Source organism: Acinetobacter sp. YH12070, from assembly GCF_013419625.1.
Classification (GTDB): domain Bacteria; phylum Pseudomonadota; class Gammaproteobacteria; order Pseudomonadales; family Moraxellaceae; genus Acinetobacter; species Acinetobacter amyesii.
In genome coordinates, this window is record NZ_VOZT01000014.1 from 42308 (window position 1) to 63527 (window position 21220).

Genomic DNA, 21220 nt, shown 5'->3' on the forward strand with positions numbered 1-21220 from the left:
ATCAATTTATCTTTCACATATGATAACGATTTTTTTCAAATAAAAGATAAGATCTATCATCATTTTTGCACAATCAATACACGACTCATGACTTAAGTTAAATAGTTAGAAATATGGCAAATACAAAATTCGCCATACTGTCTTTAATGAATTTACACACTAAATTTAAATCTTAGTTGTATCCATTCGGATTTTGCTTTTGCCAGTTCCAGCTATCCTTCAACATATCTTCTAAACCATATTGAGGCTGCCAATCTAATTCTGCGACAGCACGGGCATTATCAGCAAATGAGGTTGCAACATCACCTTCTCGACGAGGTACATATTCAAAGGGTATCTCAATACCATTTACCTTCTCAAAAGTATCTCGAATTTGTTTTACTGAAATCCCATTGCCTGTACCAATATTCCAAGCGCGGCATCCTTGCGTTTTTAAACGATGATTCAATGCGCATAAATGTGCATTGGCCAAATCAACTACATGAATATAATCACGCACACCTGTACCATCTACCGTGTCATAATCATTGCCAAAAATTGACAACTTATCACGACGGCCGACTGCCACCTGTGTGACATAAGGCATCAAATTATTGGGTATCCCTTGTGGGTCTTCACCCATTTGACCACTTTGATGTGCCCCTACAGGGTTAAAATAACGCAGCAAAGCGATTGACCAGCGCTCATCTGCAGCCGATAATTTTTCTAGTAATTGCTCGACAATCAGTTTGGTATAGCCATAGTTATTACTTGGCATACCTGTAGGCATGGTTTCATTCAAGGGTGAAATATTGGCTTCATCATAAACGGTTGCCGATGAACTAAAGACCAACTTAAAGACTTGAGCACGCTCCATCGCTTTAACTAAGCTAATAGAACCTGAGATATTATTTTCAAAATATTTTAGTGGCTTTTTTTGGCTTTCACCCACAGCTTTTAAACCTGCAAAGTGAATCACAGCATCAATAGAATGATGCTGAAAAATTTGATCTAAAATTTGCTGATCGAGAATATCACCTTCAACAAAATCTAATTTTTTAGCTGCCAACGCTTGAACACGTGCTAAAGATTCGACAGAACTGTTGGATAAATTGTCCAGTACAACAACCTCATGCCCTGCGCTCAAAAGTTGAATACAAGTATGTGAACCAATATAACCTGCACCACCTGTTACTAAAATTTTAGCCATTTGTTTTTCCTAATAATATGTGTAGTAAGCCTTGCGTTGAGCCATCTAAATCCGAAATATCCTTTCGATCACCATTTAATATTGGAAGTAGCTGATTGGCAATTTCCTTGCCTTTTTCTACACCCCATTGATCAAACGGGTTAATGTTCCAAAGCACCGACTGTACAAAAACTTTATGTTCATACATTGCGATCAACATGCCCAAACTATATGGATTTAGCTCTTGCAATAAAATGGTTGAACTTGGTTGATTGCCTTCATATTGTTTATATTCCGGCAAATCTTGTACTTCTTGTTGATTTAAAGCTTGATTACCAAATGCCAGTAAGCGCGATTGAGCCAAACAATTGGATAAGGCCAAATGATGCTGTTCTACCAGCGCCTCTGCATTATCGACATAGGTAAATTGTTGGGCCTGATAGCGCTGCACTGGCGCAATGAAATCACAGCTCACTGCTTGACTGCCTTGATGCAGCAATTGGTAAAAAGCATGTTGCGCATTTGGTCCCACTTCCCCCCATATAATCGGGCAAGTATCCCAATCCACTTTTTGACCATTACGCTGAATCGATTTACCATTCGACTCCATTTCCAACTGCTGCAAATAAGAGGCGAAATATTTCAAACGCCCATCATAGGGCAGTACTGCATGGGTCTGAATATCAAGGAAATTATTATTCCACGCACCCAATAAGCCCATTAATACAGGAATATTTTGTTCGAAAGGTGCCGTCTGAAAATGCTGGTCTACCGCATATGCGCCAGCTAACAGTTGTTTAAAGCCATCAACTCCAATCGTCAGTGCAATCGGTAAACCAATACATGACCAAAGTGAATAGCGACCGCCAACCCAATCCCAGAGCAAAAATTGGTTTTCGGCTGCAATACCCCATTCTGTCATTTTATCTGCTTTGGTAGATACGCCAATAAAATGATGCTTTAAAATTTGTGATTCTTGTCCAAGTGCTTTTTCGAGCCATAAACGAACTGTTTGCGCATTGGATAAGGTATCAATGGTCCCGAACGATTTTGAAGAAATAATAAATAGCGTGGTTTCGGGGCGAAGTTGATGCAATAAATCTGAAAGCTGGCTACCATCAATGGTCGACACAAAATGCACATTGAGTGGCTTATGTGTGGATTTTTTGAAATCAGATAAGGCATGACTCACCATCAGTGGTCCTAAGTCTGACCCTCCGACACCAATATTGACCACGTCTTGAATGACTTCACCCGTTGCACCGCGGCATTGGCCAGCATGAATTTTTTCTACCAAAGCATACATACGCTCAAGTTGTGCATGCACTTGAGCTGCTATTTCAGCATGCTGGCGATCCTGCTTCGGCAAACGCAGCGCCCAATGCATAGCTGCACGCTGTTCGGTATAGTTAATTTCTTCAGTAGAAAATAAACGCTTTATCCACGACGGTAAATCTTGTGTCTGTGCCCACTGGACTAGATTTTTGACAACGGGCTGATTGACTCTATGTTTACTAAAATCAAAAACCACCGGCTCTAAAGGCACAGAGAATTTTTCGAATCGCTGAGGGTCTTCAGCAAAGAGTTCTGTTAAATGCTTATTTTCAAATTCAGTTTTCAAACTATGAAGTCCGCCTACAACTGAATCTAAATGTTCGACCGTATAGGGTTGAGTTTTCATAGCCATTAACGTCCTACCCCCATATATGCAAAACCTTGAGTCTTCACATACGCTGGATCATAAATATTGCGCCCATCCAAAATCAGCGGATGCTGCATGGTTTTAAGCAACTCGGCATAATTCGGACTCCAATATTGTTTCCATGCAGTCAATAAACACAAAGCATGTGCATCTTGCACTGCCTCATATTGCGTTGTGCAATACATCAGATCAGGCCGCTCACCGTATATTTTTTTAATTTCCGCCAAGGCTTGAGGATCATGCAATTGAACCTTAACGCCTTGTGCCCATAGTGCTTTCAGCATGGCATGAATAGGAGATTGTCGCGTACTGGACGTTTTTTCTTTAAATGCAGCGCCCCATATTGCAACAGTTTTCCCTTTTAAATCACCATGATAATAATTCCATAATTTGCGGAATAAAACTTCTTTTTGCTGCTCATTAATTTCCCAAACTTGAGCTAGTAATTGGCTATTTGCACCAACACCTGACACCGTATGCGTTAGGGTCTGAATATCATGTGAAAAATTTTCTCCACCAAAGCCTGCACCCGGATAGAGATAAGATCCTCCAATACGATTATCCGCAGCCATCCCCTGACGAACTGACTCAATATCAATGCCTAATTTCTCAGCAACCATTGCCAAGTCATTGATATAACTAATTCGTGTCGCCAACATGCCAGAGATACTCAACTTGGTAAATTCAGCATCTAAAATGGGCATAAAAAGATACTGCTGCTGACGTGGGAATAAAGGGCGTAAGAGTTCCTTAATTTTAATTTGAGCAGCATCTGATGCAGACCCAACAATCAACTGCTTGGCTTGGGCAAAGCTTTGTAAAGCGTTTCCTTCCTGAATCATGTCGGGTAAATAGACCCACTCATCTTCATGCAAAATTTTTGCAAATTTTTCTGTCCCATGTAGTCCTAAAGTAGACGCATTGATCATCAGTTTAGGGTGAATAATGGGACGTTGTTTGATGTTTTGAAGAATTTCAATACATTGCTTTTCTTCGGCAGGGTTAAAACTGAAGAAATAAGCATCTGCATCTAAAGGAATATCATTAAAGTCGCAGTATTTTAAAAAACTACTTTGTTGTTTGTTGAGTAGATTTTTTACAGCTTCATCTTGCATAAACACATGTTCGCTTTCATACGTTTTCAGTGGTTCATACCAAAAAACGTGATGACCGCATTCTGCTAGCAAAGCAGCAAATACACCTGAAAAGAGCGTTTGTCCAAATACTGCAACCTTCATATCAATCTCTTTTTATAGTTTTAGTTCTTTGATCAGCGCTTTAAATTCCTCACCTAATTTTGGATGGTCTACGCCATAATGTAAAACTGCTTTGAGATAGCCCAGTTTACTGCCGCAATCAAAGGTTTGCCCTTTCATGCGATAGGCTTCCACTGTATCGGTCGCTTGCAAAGCTGCAATTGCATCGGTGAGTTGAATTTCATTACCTGCCCCTTTAGGCGTGTTCTCAAGTAATTGCATAATTTTCGCAGGCAAAATATAACGACCAACCACAGAAAGATTTGATGGTGCTTTACCCACTGCGGGCTTTTCTACAATCCCTTGCATTTGGATGCTATGACCTTCAGCAGGTGTCGATGCAACATCCACAATGCCATATTGATCGACCATGTGATCTGGTACAGCTTCCACCATAATTTGTGATGCATTAGTTTCATCAAAACGTTGAATCATTAAGCTCAAATCATTGGTTTCTGATGAATCTTTTACAAGAACATCTGGTAATAGCACAGCAAAATCATCATCACCTACTACAGCTTTTGCACACAGTACAGCATGGCCTAAACCAAGTGGCTGTGGTTGACGTACGCTGATCACACTGACATGTGGCGGTAAAATTTCAGTGATTTCTTTGAGTAAATCAAATTTCTTTTTATTTTCTAAGGTTGTTTCTAGTTCGAAATTTCGATCAAAATAATTTTCAATTGATGCTTTTGAACTGTGTGTGACCAAAATAATCTGGTCAATACCAGCAGCAATTGCTTCTTTAACTACATATTCAATCGCTGGTCGGTCAACCACGGTGACCATTTCTTTGGGAATGGATTTACTCGCAGGTAAAAAACGTGTACCTAAGCCTGCGACAGGGAGAATGGCTTTTTTGATCATATGATTCATTAAAAAAATAATTTATTTATCGATTGATTCGGACTGAGAATTATTTTGGCTTGAAAAACGGACAGCTCCAACCTCTTGGTCCGGAGCATTAATACCTTCTTTCTTTAACATGACTTCAACTGTTTTAAACATAATTTTAAAATCAAGCCATATCGTATGCGTATCAACATATTGTACATCTAACTCAAATTTTTCTTCCCATGAGAGATTATTGCGTCCACTGACTTGAGCAAGCCCTGTCATACCTGGCTTTACGTCATGTCTTCGCATTTGCTCAGAAGTATAGTGTTCCAAAAAGTCTTTCATTTGTGGACGTGGTCCAACAATACTCATGTCACCTTTTAGTACATTTAAAAGTTGTGGCATTTCATCTAATGTTGTTGCTCGTAATTTATGCCCAAATGGTGTAATTCGTTGATCGTCTGGTAAAGGATTTCCTTCTTTATCAAATGCATCTTTCATCGATCGGAACTTAATCATTTTAAATAATTTACTATCTTTTCCAGGGCGTTCTTGAAGATAAAAAATAGGTGAACCTAAGTTGTTACGAACCTTAAATGCAACCCAACAAAAAATTGGTGATAAAAGGACGAGTGCAATCAATGAAATTACTATGTCAACAATGCGCTTCATATCAGTCTTCAATTTCCATAATTTCAAATAGTTTTTTATTTACTTTATGAACATCAAATTTTTCACATGCAATCTTATAACTTTCCTTGCCCATAATGTTGATTTGGTCAGGGTTTTCAATAAAAAAACACATTTTTTCTACAAGTGCATTGACATCCCATTTAGGAATTAAGAATCCATTGACCCCATCAATTACAGTATCACGACAACCCGGTACATCTGTCGTAATTACGGGGCGGCCAATGGCCATTGCTTCTTGTGTACTGCGAGGTACGCCTTCTCGATAATATGAAGGTAATACAAATACTGCACTCTCTGCTACATGTTCAGATACATTATTTACATAACCAGGATATTCAATAAGCTTCGACGCTATAAGTTTATCTAATTCTGATTGTGAAAGGCCATATGGATTTTCTAAATCCAAACCTCCAATTACTTTGAAAATGGTTTTAGGATACTTCAATTTTACAATTTTTGCTGCTTCTAGATACTCATAAATACCCTTTTCAGCAAGCAGTCTCGCCACAAAGATAAAAGAGATATTTTGTGAGTCATTCCAAGGTTTATAAGGATAATCACACAAACTCAGGCCGATAGGACCTAAAACATTTACAGCATTTGGTGTATGATAAATTTTATTCTTTTCTATTAAATCAACAGGATCATCCTTATTCAAAAAAATAATTTTATCTAAAAAAGGAAAAACTATCCGATAAAGAGAAATTTGAACAAATTTTATAATTTTAATTTTAATGGTTTGACCATTTTTATGCTCAGTAAAAGGAGAGCCTAATCCCTCAATCATACCATTAATTTTTGGTACATGCGCCAACTTAGCAGCTATAGAACCATAAATTACAGGCTTCGTAAAATAAGAAAATACTATATCTGGTTTAATTTGATTAATTTTCGATTTTAGTTCATATATCGTTCTAAAATCTGAAAATGGATTAAGACCAGCTCTATTCATTTTATAAGTAATAGGGTGAGTGCCTAATCCTTCCAATTTTTTTAATTGTTCTTCATTAAAATCACATACAAAAGCATAAACCGTCCAATTATTCAACAAAAATTCCTTAATTAAATCAGAACGAAAATTCAGCATCATTGATGCTGTATTTCCAATCAAAACAACTCTCTTCTGGATCATTTTTTTAACCACTCTATAGTTAAAATAGGAATTTAATTAAATAATTTTGATAAGGAATCCAACCTTCATCAGCAAAATTACCATAATTAAACCAAATAAATAATGTTAAGGTTGAAAATAAAAAAATTGTAATTAATAAGTAAATTCTAGCTTTGAGACCATAGACTCCACACAAAAACGCATAAACAAATACATCAAAAAAATATAAATACAAATTAAACCTATCAGACAAAGTTGAATAAAAAAAGGCTAAAAACACACAATAAAAAATTAAAATCAACAAGAAATCCAATATAAAAATATTTTTACCAAATTCACTTTTAAAAATATTTCTACTATATAAATACAAATAAATCGGAATCAAATGGTAAGTTAAACGAAATAAAGCACCACTAGAACTAAGTTCACTATCAGAACTAGTATATATATTCTCCCCATTAATTGATGAATAATATAGAGCACCTGTAATAAATATTATTGATAAAAAAACATATATAAAAATCATTAATTTATTTAATCTAAATTTTAAAATATAAAAAATTGGAAATATAACAATTAAAAAAATTGCAGACTTATGAAATAATGAAGCAAAAAAAATTAATAATAAAAATTTATATTTTTTATTATTCATCGCAAAGTATAAAGCCAACAAAGATATAGATATAGCTACAGATTGCCTAACATAATTCATAGAAACTACAATTATAAAATATGTATAACTAACAAAAAAAGGTATGGCAACATATTTAAATTTTTCTGAGAATTTATAAAGAAAATAAAATAATATTATAGAACAGCTTAAATTTACAAGCCACATCCCCTCAATACCAATTTTATTTGATAAATAATTAAATGCACCATACATTGGATCAGTATATAAAATAGTGTCTTTAAAACTAAGGCCGTCTAGATAATCATAAATTATTAAATAGGTATACCAATCCACTCCTATTTCATAGCGAAAACCAACAAATAAAATTATAAAAACAAAAGTAAAAGCGTAAAGATATTTAAAAATAATGTTATTTTTTTCAAAAAAAGCTAGTAGGGTTATCCACCCCCAAACCAACCAATATATTAACATCAGATAATTACCCTATCTTTTTTAAAAAATCACAAAAATTTAATATATATTTTTCTTGATTATAATAAGTTAAAAAAACCAATCTAACCTCATTTAAAAAATTACCTTTAAAATCAATTAAACTTGAAGAAGAATCAAACCTAGTGATTGTTTCTTTCCACGTTTTTACTGTATCATATGCATTCAACATTACGAAATAATTGCTTTTTCTAATATTTTCGTTAAAATCATCGATTACATTTGTGTAGATTGGAATTACTCCATTAGCTAGATAAGAATTCATTTTTGTTGGCGTAGACACATTATTAACAATGTGATCTTGCCTAATAAGAAAACCATACTTATATTTCATAAGTTCAGCGTCCAATTCATTTAAACTAACAAAACTAATTTTATAGTTTTTAATATTATATCTTTTTATTAATTCTTCAGCTTTAATTTTGTCTTTTGTTAATAAAGTTAAACTCGCCGCTGGAATACTCTTTTCAATCTGACAAAATATATCCAAAGTTTCCTCAATACATTGCCACTTATCTAACCCCCCAGCATATACAAATGAAGGTTTATCATACTTATCAACCAGATTAAAAGCATCTTCATTTAGCTTTTTATTAAAACATGGCATAATAAAAAAATTCTTATCTTTTACTCTATAAATGTCTTGATAATAATTATGCATTCTTTCCGATACATAAATATTTATCCAAGAAAATTTTAATGCAAAAAATTCAACGCAATTCCATAGTCTTTTTCTGACCAGTGAATTTCTAGTCATTAGTGCTTCCTCAGCACCAAGCCCCTGGAACCAAGTAACAATTTTTGCTTTTGGATTAAAAAGTTTGACTATAAAACACCATTTTGCTGACATTACAAAAATCTTATTAATTTTTTTTAAATCTGATAAATCTTCAGTTTCTTCAACACTATACCCTGCTTTTATAAATCCATGTTTAAGGATATCAACGTAATAAACTGTTGCTTCATTCATAGTTTTCTTAGGTAAGAAGAAAATAATTTTATTAGTCATTATGAAAGATCACTCAAAAAATTAGCAATACGTTGACTTGCTTTTCCATCACCATAGGGATTATGTAACTTACTCATTTCCATATATAAATCTGAATTATTAAGTAAGTTAGACACTCCCATTTTTATAAGTTGTACATCTGTCCCTACCAATTTTACAGTACCCGCAGCTACAGCTTCAGGTCTTTCAGTAGTATCGCGCATAACCAAAACTGGTTTACCTAAAGAAGGAGCTTCCTCTTGTATACCACCAGAATCTGTTAGAATTAAAAAAGACCTATTCATTAAATATATAAAAGGTAAATATTCTAAAGGTTCAATCAGAAAAATATTATCTTTATTAGATAGATACTTCATTACAGGTTCTCTTACATTTGGATTCAAATGCATAGGATATAGAAACTGTACTTCAGGATAATCATTAGCTAAATCACTAATTGCTTGACATATATTTTGAAAACCCTGTCCAAAATTTTCTCGTCTATGACCAGTAATTAAAACTAATTTTTTTTCATGGTCTAAATATGAGAATTGTTCTTCTAATTTTATTAAAATCTCCTTATCCTTTTTTATTTTATCAACAACATAATACAAAGCGTCAATTACCGTATTTCCTGTCACAATAATATTTTTTAAATCAATATTTTCTTTGACCAAATTATTTTTAGCTTCTTGAGTAGGAGCAAAATGATAATTACAAATTGCGCCAGTTAGTCGTCTATTACCTTCTTCAGGCCATGGGGCATAAATATCATTTGTTCTTAAGCCCGCTTCAATATGACCAACTTTAATTTTATGAAAATAACATGCTAAAGTAGTAGCAAAAGTAGTTGCAGTATCGCCATGAACTAAAACCAAGTCTGGAGTATAGCTACAAAATATTTTTTTTAATCCATCTAAAATTCTAACGGTAACATCTGTTAGATCTTGACCACTTTTCATAATATCTAAATCAAAGTCTGGTGTTATTTTAAATAATTTTAACACCTGATCAAGCATATTTCGGTGCTGCCCAGTTACACACACCTTTATATCTAATTTATAGTTTTTAGATAAATTAAGATATAATGGAGCCATTTTAATAGCTTCGGGTCTAGTTCCAAAAACCAATAGAATTTTCATAAAACTAATTTCCTGACAATTGGTTAATTTCTTTTGAATGAACATAATTTAAAAAAAAGCTTAGGACAAATTGATCCTATTTTAAAAATCAATTGATTAATAGAATACTTATACACTGAAGTAGATTTATTGACAAAAACATTAAAAATATTTACATCTTGAATTGTTTTTGCACAGAGAAATGCATAACTTAATAAAATATCTGAGTATTTTTTTTGAATATTTAAATATTGCTTACCAGTAAACTCATTTACATCAACAGATTCATAAAGATGCTCTACTCTATCAATAATAATTGGGTTTATAAATTTATTTTTAAAGGTGACTCCCACATTTTCACGATACTGACCTAAATATTCATTCATTAGATATATATTACCATACTTGCTTTGAGTAATATGTAATTCAATATCTAGTGTATTCTCATGTAAGCTGTCAATATATTTTTCAATATTATTTAAAAACATTTTTGAAGAATGGCGAAATAAGGTATGTATTAAATACAAATCATATGTAGTGTATTTTCCTTTTGGATTTAAAACATGATCTATTCCAACTACTTCATCATTTTCATTTATTAATTCCATCTGATGTGCACAAATAACACAATCATTATTTTTTTCTAAAACCTCAAACTGCTTTTGCAATTTACCTGGTAATGCTATGTCATCACCATCCATATGTGCAATATACTTACCTTTAGCTTTTTTATAGACCTGCTTAATATTTTCAACTGGACCTAAATTTTCTTTATAAAATAGAGGTACAATTAAGTCTGGGTATTTTTCTACATAGCGCTGAACTATTGAACGAGTGCCATCTGTTGAACAATCCTCACCAACAATAATTTCATATCTAAAGTTTGTTACTTGGTTGACTAAACTTTCAAGGCACTCTGCAATGTAGTTTTCTTGGTTATAAGTAACTACACATACGGATACTTGAATATCATTTTCTATATTCATGGAAATCTCTTTAACACCCTCGATTGAATGATACTTCTGGCTTGTTTAGAACTAATTACCGCAACAACTAGACATAACAGGCTAATAGCAAAAATTTGAAGGAATGCAATATATCTTTGCTCTGAAAAATTCATAAAATGCATAATGGCATTGGAGACAATAGATACACAAAAGATAATTGGTAGAAAAGACTTAAACCACTGCAAATTAATATCAGGTTCAATCATTTTATGTACATAACTGACCCATAGTAAAAGGTAGGTGAGTTGGATCAGTACCCATGCCCAGCCAGCCCCAATTGCCCCATAGTTTTTTGCAGCCCAGATTATAACAGGTATGAGCAAAATGGCAGTTATTAAATTTCCAATAAAATGCAGCCGTAAGTTGCCTTTAGCATATTGTAAGTAATAGGGGAAAGCGCCTAAAGTTAAAATAGCATTACCTAAAGCATATAGCTGTAAAATAGGTGCTGCCTTTTGCGCAAGTACCGCATCCCCTGTCCAAACATAAAGTACATGCTGTGCAAGTGCAGCTAAAATAATCCCCGCAGTCACCACTACAACGGCAACAAACTCGGTTGCACCGACGTAAACTGCTTTTAATTCATGGTATTTTCTTTCACCTTGCAAACGCGCCATTCTAGGCATAATGGCCGAACTTATTGGCGTTCCAATTTGTAAAATCCCACCCGCCACTAAAACTGCCAAAGTAAAATAACCGTACTCAGATAAAGGTAATATACCTGACAAAACAAATTTATCGAGTTGTGTGAGCAAAACCCAAATGGATGATGTAAATGCAATCGTTAAAGCAAAACTTAAAAGCGGCTTAACTGGTTGTAAAGACCAGCCTATTATTTTAGAGGAATTTAATTTTGGTAATAAAATATTAGCTTTCAATGCGAGTATTACAAACTCAAGAACCGCAACAATAAGCTGAAATATAAAAAAACTTTTAATAGTAAAGCCAAAATAATACATGTACAGCAAAACACCGGGAAACCGAAGCGTTGCAATGACAATATTGCTCACACTCAGCCAAACAATGCGCTCGAAGCCTGAAATTACACCGCGATATAAACCGGTCATCCATCTTAAAGCCACGCAGATTGCCATAGTCTGTAGACAGAACAGCACATCCGACATGGCTAAGTTTTCTAATTTTAGCCAATGCTCTGCAATATAGTGATTAAAATAAAATAGTAAACCACCACCAAGACATGCGATTCCGAAAAAAATAACACTCAATGACCTAAAAAGCTGCCGAAAGCCTAAAGCTGATTCTGCACCAGCATTGTATTGTGCAGTTTGCCGGCTGATTGTTGGGGTAAGCCCAAAATCAAGTAAGCTAAAAAGACCTTGCAACATAGCAAAAAAGCCCACTAACCCGTAGGCTTCAGCTCCCATATGTTTCATATATATGGGTAATATTGCAATACTAATAATTACTAAATAAATTTGGCTAACATAACTTGCCAATATATTAAGCTTTAATGAGTTGGTTTTCATATTTCTATAATAAAATATTCATAGTAATACTATGTGGATCAGTTGACTCAACACTTTTAAAACCTAAAGATTTATATAAGTTTAATGCATTAACATTATCTCGCCTAACTTCAAGGCTACAGCTCTTAAAATCTTTTTCTTTTAGCAAAGTAAAGAGCTGGGAGAATATTTTCTTTGATATACCTTTCCCCCTGTACAACTTATCAATCAATACCAAAGAAATAAATGCTCTTCTTGATTCATAGTTATTACAATAGCATGCAATAAATCCTGCCAAATTTTCATCACAATAGTGCTTTAAAAATTCAGCATTTTGATCAATTTTCAAAAAATAATTTTCTTTTCCCTCATTAGAAAACTCAAGAAAATTTGGATTAATCTCCAGTTCTTGTTCAATCAACTCTACACAATCATTATTCTGATATAGCTGCAACACTAATAAACTTCCTTATAATATGCACATATTATAAAATTAAATATTAATTACAAATTTTAGATCAACTCAAAATCACACAATTTCATATTGACCTCATTAATATCATTAAACATCAACACATCAATAATGGATAAGAATGGAACAAACTCTTCAGAAAACTGTGGATAAACTGATTTATTAGCCTTAATGAAAAATAACTCAATATTTTTTTCCTGAAAAACACTCTTAGAGTACAGCTCCATACCACCAATAGGGTTTATATACGTTGTTGCTTTTTCATTTATGCAAATATCCAGAACACGATTTTGACCTGAGAAATATGTATTTGAATACACATCACTGCAAACTTCAAATTCAGTTTTCAAATCTAAGTACTGAGAAACCTCTATAACACTTTTAATTGCTAGCTCTGAAATTGTTTCAGGTTTTTTTTCCAAAATTCTTTCTATCAAAGCATTTATTTTCGAATAGTTCTTCGCTTTTTTATAGCTAAAAAGAATAGAGTTTAAAAAACTTTTCTTCCATTTCTGATATGCACTTTCGCTTATTAGAACATCTTTAATTAACACATGCGAGCTTGCATTACTAAGCGGGATACTGAACATTTTAGCCTGATTATTAATCAAAATTTGATTTCGATTAATCCAGCCTTGTTTAATAAACGTGACATCATCATAAAATATGAATTTATCAACAGCATTTATCAGCTGAAAATACCCAATATATGGCATGAAGTAAGGTTGCATAATTGCTAATTTCATTATATTTCTACCTCACTGCACTCGCAATAAAACTCACAATAACTTCAACTTGTTCAACTGTTAAACTTGGATACATAGGCAAACAAAGCACCTGTTCAGACAACAATTTAGCTTTAGGCGTAAAAGAAACATATTCTTGGTAGATATTCAAATCTGTCATCAAAGGATAAAAATATTTACGTGCAAAAATCTGATGTTCTTTCAATTTATCAAAAAGCTGATCACGGCTAAGCGGATAATCTTCAGAAATCACAATAGGAAAATAAGAACAGTTGTCTCTATCTAAATTTAATCGATCAATACAATGAATACCCTCGACATCTTCAAGTAGCTGACGGTATAAGATATCTATTTTATTACGTGCCTCTAAGGTTTTTTCAATGGTTTTCAGTTGTAATAAGCCTAAAGCTGCATGCACTTCGCTGAGTTTACCATTAAGAGAGACATCACTTATTGTTGTTTCGTTGACAATACCAAAGTTCTTCAATTGATCAATACGTTGTTTCATCTCAACCGTATGACAAACAATTGCACCACCTTCAAAAGTATTAAAGACCTTTGTTGCATGAAAACTAATGATACTCATATCACCAAAGTTTAATAAACTTTGTCCCTGATGCTTTACACCAAATGCATGTGCAGCGTCATAAATTAATTTCAAATCATATTTATCCGCTAATATTTGCAAACGATTTACATCACACGGTATTCCATAACAGTGGACAGGAAGTATAGCGACTGTTTTTTCCGTAATAGCCGCTTCTACTTTAGCAGGATCGATATTCGATGTTTGTAGATCAATATCAACAAAGATAGGTCTCAGCTTATTCCATATAATTGAATGAGCTGTTGCTACAAATGTATAAGGTGTCGTAATGACTTCACCACCCTCTTGCAGGTCCAGTGCTTGTAATGCTGTAACTAAAGCAATCGTTCCATTATTGAATAACGAAATAAAAGGAACATCCAAATATTCACATAGTTCTTTTTCTAATTGCTGATGTAAAGGACCACCATTAGTCAAAATTTTATTTTTCCAAATTTGCTCTAAATAAGGAATAAAATCTTCTAACTCTGGCAATACAGGCTGAGTAACATAAATTGGATTATTCATTATTCTTCAACTACCAAAGAAATCAAATATTGACCATAGTCATTCTTACTCATGCTTTGCCCAATTTTTAACACTTGCTCTTTACTCAACCAACCTTGATTAAAAGCAATTTCTTCTAGACATGCAACTTTATAACCTTGACGCTTTTCTAAGGTCTCTACAAATTGTGCTGCTTCAAGCAAACTTGCATGTGTACCCGTATCGAGCCATGCAAAGCCTCGACCCAATAGCTCAACACTTAAGTCACCTCGCTCCAAATACATTTGGTTCACTGTCGTGATTTCCAACTCACCACGGTCAGAAGGTTTAACTTCTTTTGCAATTTGAATCACATCATTGTCATAAAAATATAAACCTGTCACTGCAAAATTTGATTTTGGTTGCTTAGGTTTTTCTTCTAATGAAATTGCGCGTTTATGCTCATCAAACTCAACTACACCAAAACGCTCAGGGTCTTTTACTTGATAGCCAAAAACTGTAGCGCCTTTTTGGCGAGCTACAGCCTGCTTAAGCATTGGTGTAAAGCCCTGACCATAGAAAATATTATCGCCAAGTACCAAGCACACATTACTATCACCAATAAACTCTTCGCCAATAATAAACGCTTGAGCCAACCCATCCGGACTAGGTTGAATGGCATACTGCAAACGAACACCAAACTGTGAACCATCACCAAGCAGGCGTTCAAAGCTCTCTTTATCCTCAGGTGTCGTAATAATCAGAATATCCTGAATGCCTGCCAACATAAGTACAGAAATTGGATAATAAATCATTGGCTTGTCGTAAATTGGGAGTAGTTGTTTGGATACACCCTTTGTAATTGGGTATAAACGTGTACCCGATCCACCTGCGAGAATAATACCTTTTGTATTCATTATGCATTCACACCTAATCTTTCACGTTGGTAACTGCCATCTTGAACACGACGACACCACTCTAAATTATTCAAATACCATTCAACTGTTTTTCGAATACCTGTATCAAACGTTTCTTTAGGTTTCCAGCCTAATTCATGGCCAATTTTTGTTGCATCAATGGCATAACGTAAATCATGACCAGGACGATCTTGTACAAATGTGATCAGTGACTCATAAGCTTGTCCATTCGACTGGGGCTTTAACTCATCTAAAATCTTACAAATCGTTTTCACGACTTCAATGTTTTGTTTTTCATTGTGCCCACCAATGTTGTACGTCTCTCCGACAACACCTTCTGTCACTACTTTATATAATGCTCTAGCATGGTCTTCAACAAATAACCAATCGCGAATTTGATCACCTTTACCGTAAATTGGAAGCGCCTTACCTTCTAAAGCATTTAAAATCACTAAAGGAATCAATTTTTCAGGGAAATGATAAGGACCATAATTATTTGAACAATTGGTAATCATTGTTGGTAGTCCATAAGTTCGATGCCAAGCTCGAACTAAATGATCTGAACTGGCCTTACTTGCCGAATATGGCGAACTCGGAGCATAGGGTGTTGTCTCCAGGAACAAGTCATCTGTACCTTCTAAGTCACCATAAACCTCATCTGTTGAAATATGGTGAAAACGAAATGCTTGTTTTCTATTTTGATTTAAACCGTTCCAATAATGACGGGTAGCTTCCAACAAGTGATATGTACCAATAATATTGGTTTCAATAAATGCAGCCGAACCTGTAATTGAGCGATCTACATGGGACTCTGCTGCCAAATGCATCACAGCATCTGGTTGAAAACTTTCAAAGATTTGATCTAATGCAATACGATCGCAAATATCAGTTTGAGAAAACTGATAACGCTCACTATCAGCAATACTTTCTAAAGATTCTAAATTGCCAGCATAGGTCAGCTTATCAATATTTAATACTTCATTATTAGTATGATTAATAATATGTCGAATCACGGCAGAACCAATAAAACCTGCTCCACCTGTTACTATAATCTTCATAAATATCCTAAATTTTAAAATTCACTGTATTAAGGTATAGCTTTAATTTTGTTATCCTTAATTATATCATCCAGTTAAATTAAATTTTAATACTACTATTAAAATTACTTATCTATAGATACTGAACAATAACCATCCACATATTTTTTTAGTATCGTAAATAATTCATTTAAATCATCACGATACTTGTAATTTTTAAGCTGTATAAATATTTCAGAAACCTCTAAATATCCATAATATTTTTCATAAGACTTTAATATCCTTTCATGCTCCGTCTTTTCAACATTTTCAGCATCAATTAACAACTCTTCATATAACTTTTCACCCGGACGTAGACCTGTAAATTGTATCTCAATATCACCTATACCATTTTCATCGATTGCTCGAAAACCACTCAAACGAATCATTTGTTTAGCTAAATCTACTATTTTAACTGGCTCGCCCATATCCAATAAAAATACATCACCGCCAGTCCCCATCGCACCAGCCTGAATCACCAACTGCGCAGCTTCAGGAATGGTCATAAAATAACGCGTGACTTCTGGGTGCGTTACTGTAACAGGCCCGCCTTGAGCAATCTGCTTTTTAAACAAAGGGACGACAGAACCTGACGAACCGAGTACATTACCAAAGCGCACAATACTAATTTGCGTTTTTGGATTCGTCGACGCTAGGCCCTGACAATACAATTCTGCCATGCGTTTAGACGCGCCCATCACATTGGTTGGACGTACCGCTTTATCTGTTGAAATTAAAACAAAAGTTTCAACATTTTGGTTTACCGCTGCATCTACACTACGCTGTGTACCAATGGAGGTATTATAAATACCTTCAAATGGGTTTGCTTCAACAAGTGGTACATGTTTATAAGCTGCGGCATGATAAACTGTTTGCACTTTGTACCCTTGAATAATACGTTCTAATTTTTGCTGATTAGTGACAGAACCTAGCACTGGAATAATTTGTATATCAGAAGCCTGCAATTCACGATCAATTGAATACAAAGCAAATTCAGACATTTCAAACAGCACTAACATTTTAGGCTGATGCTTCACAATCTGACGACATAACTCAGAGCCGATCGACCCCCCTGCTCCTGTCACCATGACCACTTTATTTTTAATATTTTTTTCTAACAGCTCAGGCTTCGGTGGTACAGGATCACGACCGAGTAAATCAATAATATCCACCTCACGGATATCAGAGACTTTGACTTTACCATCCACCAATTGGGTGACACCCGGCAATTCCATGATTTTGACATCAGTGGCTTCAAAGGATTCAATAATTTCCTTTTTACGGGCACGACCCACCGATGGCATCGCAAGTAAAACTTCTTCAATACCAAATTTTCCGAGTTTTTTTTGCGCTTTTTTCGGTGAATAGATTTTTAAACCACTTAAAGATTGCCCTTTTAGGGATTTTTTATCATCAATAAAGCATACTGGTAGATAATCATCTGAACGATTTAAAGCTGCCGCAATTTGTTGTCCTGCAAGCCCTGCCCCATAAATCGCCACGCGTTTACGGCTTTGTTTTTTAGCAAAAGTTTTAAGCGTCGCATAACGAATCACCGCGCGACTCCACCACATGTAGGAAAAAAGCATAAAGCCGTACATGAGCGGGATACTCATCGGAATAAAAGCAACATCTAATTTTTTGATGGCATACAACGCCACAATTTGAATAAATGTCCCAATCGAAATACGCAGTAAATAATCTTCATTAAACGAACGCACGATGGCACGGTAAATACCGAGCAAAGCGAAAATCAGTACACCTGCGATCGCAACATAGATATACCAAGCCTCAAGTCCTTGCATCACCGTGACATTAGGACGTGCCAAACGAATGGCATAGGCCAGCCACATCATCAGTGGCAACATGCACATGTCCACGGTCACCAAAACCACTTGTTTTTGGCGACGCGGTAAGGATGCAATCGAACGAATAAAATCTTTCATTGAGGCTCAGTTATCTTGGCTGAAAAAGCACGCTGTGATTATACGCTGTTTTAACCGTGAATCTTGGCAATCACGCTTTGAATCGCATCTACGGTTTTTTGTAGGCTGTGTTCAGACAGTGTTGGATGCACCAAGAACATCAGACTGCTTTCACCTAAAGCTTTCGCATTGGCTAAACGTGTTACTGGGCGCCACGGTGTCTCATCAAAAGCTTTTTCTAAATACACTTCTGAACATGAGCCACTAAAACATGGCACCGCTTGCGCGCTGATTTCCGCCATGATGCGGTCACGTGACCAGCCTTCTGGCAAAGCATCAACATTGACTTGCACATAGCATTTATAAGCGGCATGTACATAGTCGCTAGAGGGTTTCGCAACTGTAAAGTAAGGGCTGTTTTCAAATACGGCTTGGATGCGCACCATATTGGCATGACGTTTTGCCGTCCATTCAGGCATTTGTTTGAGTTGCAGGCGACCAATCACGGCTTGCATTTCCATCATGCGCCAGTTGGTGCCAAATGAGTCGTGTAACCAACGGAAGCCCGGTGGATGTTGCTTGTTATACACGCTATCAAAGTTTTTACCGTGATCTTTATACGACCACATTTTTTTCCACAGACTTTCATCATTGGTGGTGACCATACCGCCTTCACCGCCAGTGGTCATAATCTTGTCTTGGCAAAACGACCATGCACCAATATGACCGATGGAACCAGCGGATTTACCTTTATACATCGCACCATGCGCTTGAGCACAATCCTCAATCACGAAGATGCCTTTCTCCTCTGCCAATTGCATGATTGGATCCATATCACACATCCAACCCGCCAAATGCACACAAATAATCGCTTTGGTATTCGGTGTAAGCACCGCTTCAATAGTACGACGTGAGATGTTTTGTGAATCGAGTTCCACATCAGCAAAAATCGGATTAGCACCTGCAGTCACAATCGAACTTGCTGAAGCCAAGAAGGTACGTGAAGTGACAATCACATCATTCCCTTCACCGATGCCGAGGGCTTTTAGGGCTAAATCGAGTGCCACGGTGCCATTGGCTACGGCAACTGCATGCTTGGTTCCTGCAAACTGTGCAAATTCCTTTTCAAATTCACGGCATTCCTGCCCTGTCCAATAATTCACTTTATTGGACAAAAGAACTTTTGACACCGCATCGGCTTCTGCTTGGGTAAAGCTTGGCCAAGGCTCAAATGCACTGTTTAACATGGAATTTTCCTAAAACGTATTACTGTGAAGTCGTGACAATCCGCGCAGGATTACCCACCACTGTTGCGCCCGCAGGGACACTTTTGGTGACTACGGCGCCCATACCGACAATCGCGCCTTTACCAATCACCAAAGGCTGATCGGGGGTGCCTTGCTTAATCATGGCCGCTGCGCCAATATAAGCATGGTCGTGAATATGAATATTACCGTTGCATTTTACGCCTGGCGCAAAGGTAACGAAATCCCCAATCACACAATCATGCTCGACATAGCTATATAAATTGGCGTGGAAGCATTTTCCGATTTTAATATTGGAGGTAATGGTGACAAATGGACTGAGTGCTGAACCTTCTGCAATTTGTACTTCATCCATGAAAATGACGTTGTCAGCACAGATTGACCAAAGCTGAATACCATCCACTTCTAAACGCTGGGCAATTTTTTCGCGTACACGACTATTGGCAATCGCAATTTGCACGTATTTTCTTGATGCTGATTCATTTAAAAATGCTGAATAATTCATGGCACGATGACCATTCACCTCACCCATCTCTGTTAAGGCATCATCAATAAAGACAATTTCAGAACTGTCTTGTTCACGGGCTAATTGCTGCCGTGCCACCGGCATGAGACTACGCCCACAGCCCGATGCCCCATAAATCGCAAACAGTTTAGTCATTTTTATGTTCCGCAGAGCCGGTAAATTTGCTCATGGTTGCCTCACCTTCCGCGCTGATATCATCTTTGGCAATCACTTTTTTTATGGTTTTCAGCATGATTTTAAAATCGAGCCACAATGATTGGTTTTCAACATACCATGTATCGAGTTCGAATTTCTTTTCCCATGAAATGGCATTGCGACCATTCACTTGCGCATAACCCGTGATACCCGGACGCACGTTGTGACGTTTGGCTTGCTCGCTATTATATAAAGGTAGATATTCCATCAGTAATGGACGTGGACCAACAATACTCATGTCACCTTTAATCACGTTCCACAATTCAGGCATTTCATCGAGACTGGTGGCACGGAGCATTTTACCAAATGGGGTGAGACGTTCACTGTCGGGTAATGGGTTGCCCTCAGCATCCAGCGCATCTTTCATAGTGCGGAACTTAATCATTTCAAATGGTTTGCCATGTAAGCCCGAACGCACCTGACGAAATAGCACTGGCGAACCTAAATTCTTTTTCACCTTATGAGCCACAATGAAATATACCGGTGACAGTAGAATTAAAGCGGTCGATGCAATGGTGATATCAATAATACGTTTTAACATTGAATTCCTC

The 21220-nt window shown here is 35.9% G+C and carries 20 protein-coding genes; all 20 read right to left on the reverse strand.

Annotated features, from left to right (window positions below; translation table 11 throughout):
- Positions 1-172 precede the first annotated feature (172 nt).
- The 20 genes from galE to FTU17_RS06045 all read right to left on the reverse strand — a co-directional run bounded on the left by galE (position 173) and on the right by FTU17_RS06045 (position 21210).
- Entirely contained in the window at positions 173-1189 is a 1017-nt protein-coding gene (gene galE / locus FTU17_RS05950; RefSeq protein ID WP_180134899.1) for a UDP-glucose 4-epimerase GalE, read from the reverse strand.
- Positions 1182-2855 carry a glucose-6-phosphate isomerase gene (pgi, locus tag FTU17_RS05955; protein WP_180134900.1) on the reverse strand — a complete coding sequence of 558 codons (1674 nt, stop codon included), beginning with the start codon at positions 2853-2855 and terminating at the stop codon, positions 1182-1184. The genes galE and pgi overlap by 8 nt, the downstream gene beginning before the upstream one ends.
- The gene (locus FTU17_RS05960) at positions 2855-4108 is read right to left on the reverse strand and encodes a nucleotide sugar dehydrogenase (RefSeq protein WP_180134901.1); all 1254 of its coding nucleotides are present in this window, start codon (positions 4106-4108) and stop codon (positions 2855-2857) included. The genes pgi and FTU17_RS05960 overlap by 1 nt, the downstream gene beginning before the upstream one ends.
- Before the next feature lie 12 nt (positions 4109-4120).
- Complete coding sequence (gene galU / locus FTU17_RS05965) at positions 4121-4996, reverse strand: UTP--glucose-1-phosphate uridylyltransferase GalU (RefSeq protein ID WP_180134902.1); 876 nt, start codon at positions 4994-4996, stop codon at positions 4121-4123.
- A gap of 21 nt (positions 4997-5017) precedes the next feature.
- Positions 5018-5638, reverse strand: a complete 621-nt coding sequence (locus FTU17_RS05970; protein WP_180134903.1) for a sugar transferase — start codon at positions 5636-5638, stop codon at positions 5018-5020.
- A 1-nt stretch (position 5639) separates the two neighbouring features.
- A complete protein-coding gene (locus FTU17_RS05975) occupies positions 5640-6791 on the reverse strand; it encodes a glycosyltransferase family 4 protein (protein WP_180134904.1) in 1152 nt (383 codons plus the stop codon).
- A 19-nt stretch (positions 6792-6810) separates the two neighbouring features.
- Entirely contained in the window at positions 6811-7875 is a 1065-nt protein-coding gene (locus FTU17_RS05980; protein WP_180134905.1) for an EpsG family protein, read from the reverse strand.
- A 7-nt stretch (positions 7876-7882) separates the two neighbouring features.
- Positions 7883-8902: a hypothetical protein gene (locus tag FTU17_RS05985; protein WP_180134906.1), complete on the reverse strand. Its 1020-nt coding sequence runs from the start codon at positions 8900-8902 to the stop codon at positions 7883-7885.
- The gene (gene wecB / locus FTU17_RS05990) at positions 8902-10023 is read right to left on the reverse strand and encodes a non-hydrolyzing UDP-N-acetylglucosamine 2-epimerase (RefSeq protein ID WP_180134907.1); all 1122 of its coding nucleotides are present in this window, start codon (positions 10021-10023) and stop codon (positions 8902-8904) included. The genes FTU17_RS05985 and wecB overlap by 1 nt, the downstream gene beginning before the upstream one ends.
- Before the next feature lie 23 nt (positions 10024-10046).
- Complete coding sequence (locus FTU17_RS05995) at positions 10047-10988, reverse strand: glycosyltransferase family 2 protein (RefSeq protein WP_180134908.1); 942 nt, start codon at positions 10986-10988, stop codon at positions 10047-10049.
- On the reverse strand, positions 10985-12496 hold the full coding sequence (locus FTU17_RS06000; protein ID WP_180134909.1) for an oligosaccharide flippase family protein: 1512 nt from the start codon (positions 12494-12496) through the stop codon (positions 10985-10987). Before FTU17_RS06000 ends, FTU17_RS05995 begins: the two co-directional genes overlap by 4 nt.
- Positions 12497-12500: 4 nt before the next feature.
- Positions 12501-12932, reverse strand: coding sequence for a GNAT family N-acetyltransferase (locus FTU17_RS06005; protein ID WP_180134910.1), 432 nt, complete (start codon positions 12930-12932; stop codon positions 12501-12503).
- A gap of 56 nt (positions 12933-12988) precedes the next feature.
- Positions 12989-13693 carry a WbqC family protein gene (locus FTU17_RS06010; RefSeq protein ID WP_180134911.1) on the reverse strand — a complete coding sequence of 235 codons (705 nt, stop codon included), beginning with the start codon at positions 13691-13693 and terminating at the stop codon, positions 12989-12991.
- 7 nt (positions 13694-13700) lie between these two features.
- The gene (locus FTU17_RS06015) at positions 13701-14807 is read right to left on the reverse strand and encodes a DegT/DnrJ/EryC1/StrS aminotransferase family protein (RefSeq protein ID WP_180134912.1); all 1107 of its coding nucleotides are present in this window, start codon (positions 14805-14807) and stop codon (positions 13701-13703) included.
- Entirely contained in the window at positions 14807-15682 is an 876-nt protein-coding gene (rfbA, locus tag FTU17_RS06020) for a glucose-1-phosphate thymidylyltransferase RfbA (RefSeq protein ID WP_180134913.1), read from the reverse strand. Before rfbA ends, FTU17_RS06015 begins: the two co-directional genes overlap by 1 nt.
- Positions 15682-16740 carry a dTDP-glucose 4,6-dehydratase gene (gene rfbB / locus FTU17_RS06025; RefSeq protein ID WP_180134914.1) on the reverse strand — a complete coding sequence of 353 codons (1059 nt, stop codon included), beginning with the start codon at positions 16738-16740 and terminating at the stop codon, positions 15682-15684. Before rfbB ends, rfbA begins: the two co-directional genes overlap by 1 nt.
- Positions 16741-16844: 104 nt before the next feature.
- Positions 16845-18704 carry a nucleoside-diphosphate sugar epimerase/dehydratase gene (locus FTU17_RS06030; RefSeq protein WP_180134915.1) on the reverse strand — a complete coding sequence of 620 codons (1860 nt, stop codon included), beginning with the start codon at positions 18702-18704 and terminating at the stop codon, positions 16845-16847.
- A gap of 50 nt (positions 18705-18754) precedes the next feature.
- On the reverse strand, positions 18755-19930 hold the full coding sequence (locus FTU17_RS06035; RefSeq protein ID WP_180134916.1) for a DegT/DnrJ/EryC1/StrS aminotransferase family protein: 1176 nt from the start codon (positions 19928-19930) through the stop codon (positions 18755-18757).
- Between the two features lie 19 nt (positions 19931-19949).
- Positions 19950-20609 (reverse strand): acetyltransferase, encoded by a 660-nt coding sequence (locus FTU17_RS06040; protein WP_180134917.1) that lies wholly within the window; start codon positions 20607-20609, stop codon positions 19950-19952.
- Entirely contained in the window at positions 20602-21210 is a 609-nt protein-coding gene (locus FTU17_RS06045) for a sugar transferase (RefSeq protein WP_180134918.1), read from the reverse strand. Before FTU17_RS06045 ends, FTU17_RS06040 begins: the two co-directional genes overlap by 8 nt.
- Positions 21211-21220 lie beyond the last annotated feature (10 nt).

Bases quoted from the DNA above. Each gene is read 5' to 3' on its own strand.
- FTU17_RS06015 (WP_180134912.1), bottom strand. From the start codon at position 14,807: ATGAATAATCCAATTTATGTTACTCAGCCTGTATTGCCAGAGTTAGAA.
- FTU17_RS06045 (WP_180134918.1), bottom strand. From the start codon at position 21,210: ATGTTAAAACGTATTATTGATATCACCATTGCATCGACCGCTTTAATT.
- FTU17_RS06035 (WP_180134916.1), bottom strand. From the start codon at position 19,930: ATGTTAAACAGTGCATTTGAGCCTTGGCCAAGCTTTACCCAAGCAGAA.
- FTU17_RS06040 (WP_180134917.1), bottom strand. From the start codon at position 20,609: ATGACTAAACTGTTTGCGATTTATGGGGCATCGGGCTGTGGGCGTAGT.
- wecB (WP_180134907.1), bottom strand. From the start codon at position 10,023: ATGAAAATTCTATTGGTTTTTGGAACTAGACCCGAAGCTATTAAAATG.
- FTU17_RS05980 (WP_180134905.1), bottom strand. From the start codon at position 7,875: ATGTTAATATATTGGTTGGTTTGGGGGTGGATAACCCTACTAGCTTTT.
- FTU17_RS06000 (WP_180134909.1), bottom strand. From the start codon at position 12,496: ATGAAAACCAACTCATTAAAGCTTAATATATTGGCAAGTTATGTTAGC.
- FTU17_RS06010 (WP_180134911.1), bottom strand. From the start codon at position 13,693: ATGAAATTAGCAATTATGCAACCTTACTTCATGCCATATATTGGGTAT.
- rfbA (WP_180134913.1), bottom strand. From the start codon at position 15,682: ATGAATACAAAAGGTATTATTCTCGCAGGTGGATCGGGTACACGTTTA.
- FTU17_RS05985 (WP_180134906.1), bottom strand. From the start codon at position 8,902: ATGACTAATAAAATTATTTTCTTCTTACCTAAGAAAACTATGAATGAA.
- pgi (WP_180134900.1), bottom strand. From the start codon at position 2,855: ATGGCTATGAAAACTCAACCCTATACGGTCGAACATTTAGATTCAGTT.
- FTU17_RS06030 (WP_180134915.1), bottom strand. From the start codon at position 18,704: ATGAAAGATTTTATTCGTTCGATTGCATCCTTACCGCGTCGCCAAAAA.
- FTU17_RS05975 (WP_180134904.1), bottom strand. From the start codon at position 6,791: ATGATCCAGAAGAGAGTTGTTTTGATTGGAAATACAGCATCAATGATG.
- FTU17_RS05970 (WP_180134903.1), bottom strand. From the start codon at position 5,638: ATGAAGCGCATTGTTGACATAGTAATTTCATTGATTGCACTCGTCCTT.
- FTU17_RS05960 (WP_180134901.1), bottom strand. From the start codon at position 4,108: ATGAAGGTTGCAGTATTTGGACAAACGCTCTTTTCAGGTGTATTTGCT.
- FTU17_RS05995 (WP_180134908.1), bottom strand. From the start codon at position 10,988: ATGAATATAGAAAATGATATTCAAGTATCCGTATGTGTAGTTACTTAT.
- rfbB (WP_180134914.1), bottom strand. From the start codon at position 16,740: ATGAAGATTATAGTAACAGGTGGAGCAGGTTTTATTGGTTCTGCCGTG.
- galU (WP_180134902.1), bottom strand. From the start codon at position 4,996: ATGATCAAAAAAGCCATTCTCCCTGTCGCAGGCTTAGGTACACGTTTT.
- galE (WP_180134899.1), bottom strand. From the start codon at position 1,189: ATGGCTAAAATTTTAGTAACAGGTGGTGCAGGTTATATTGGTTCACAT.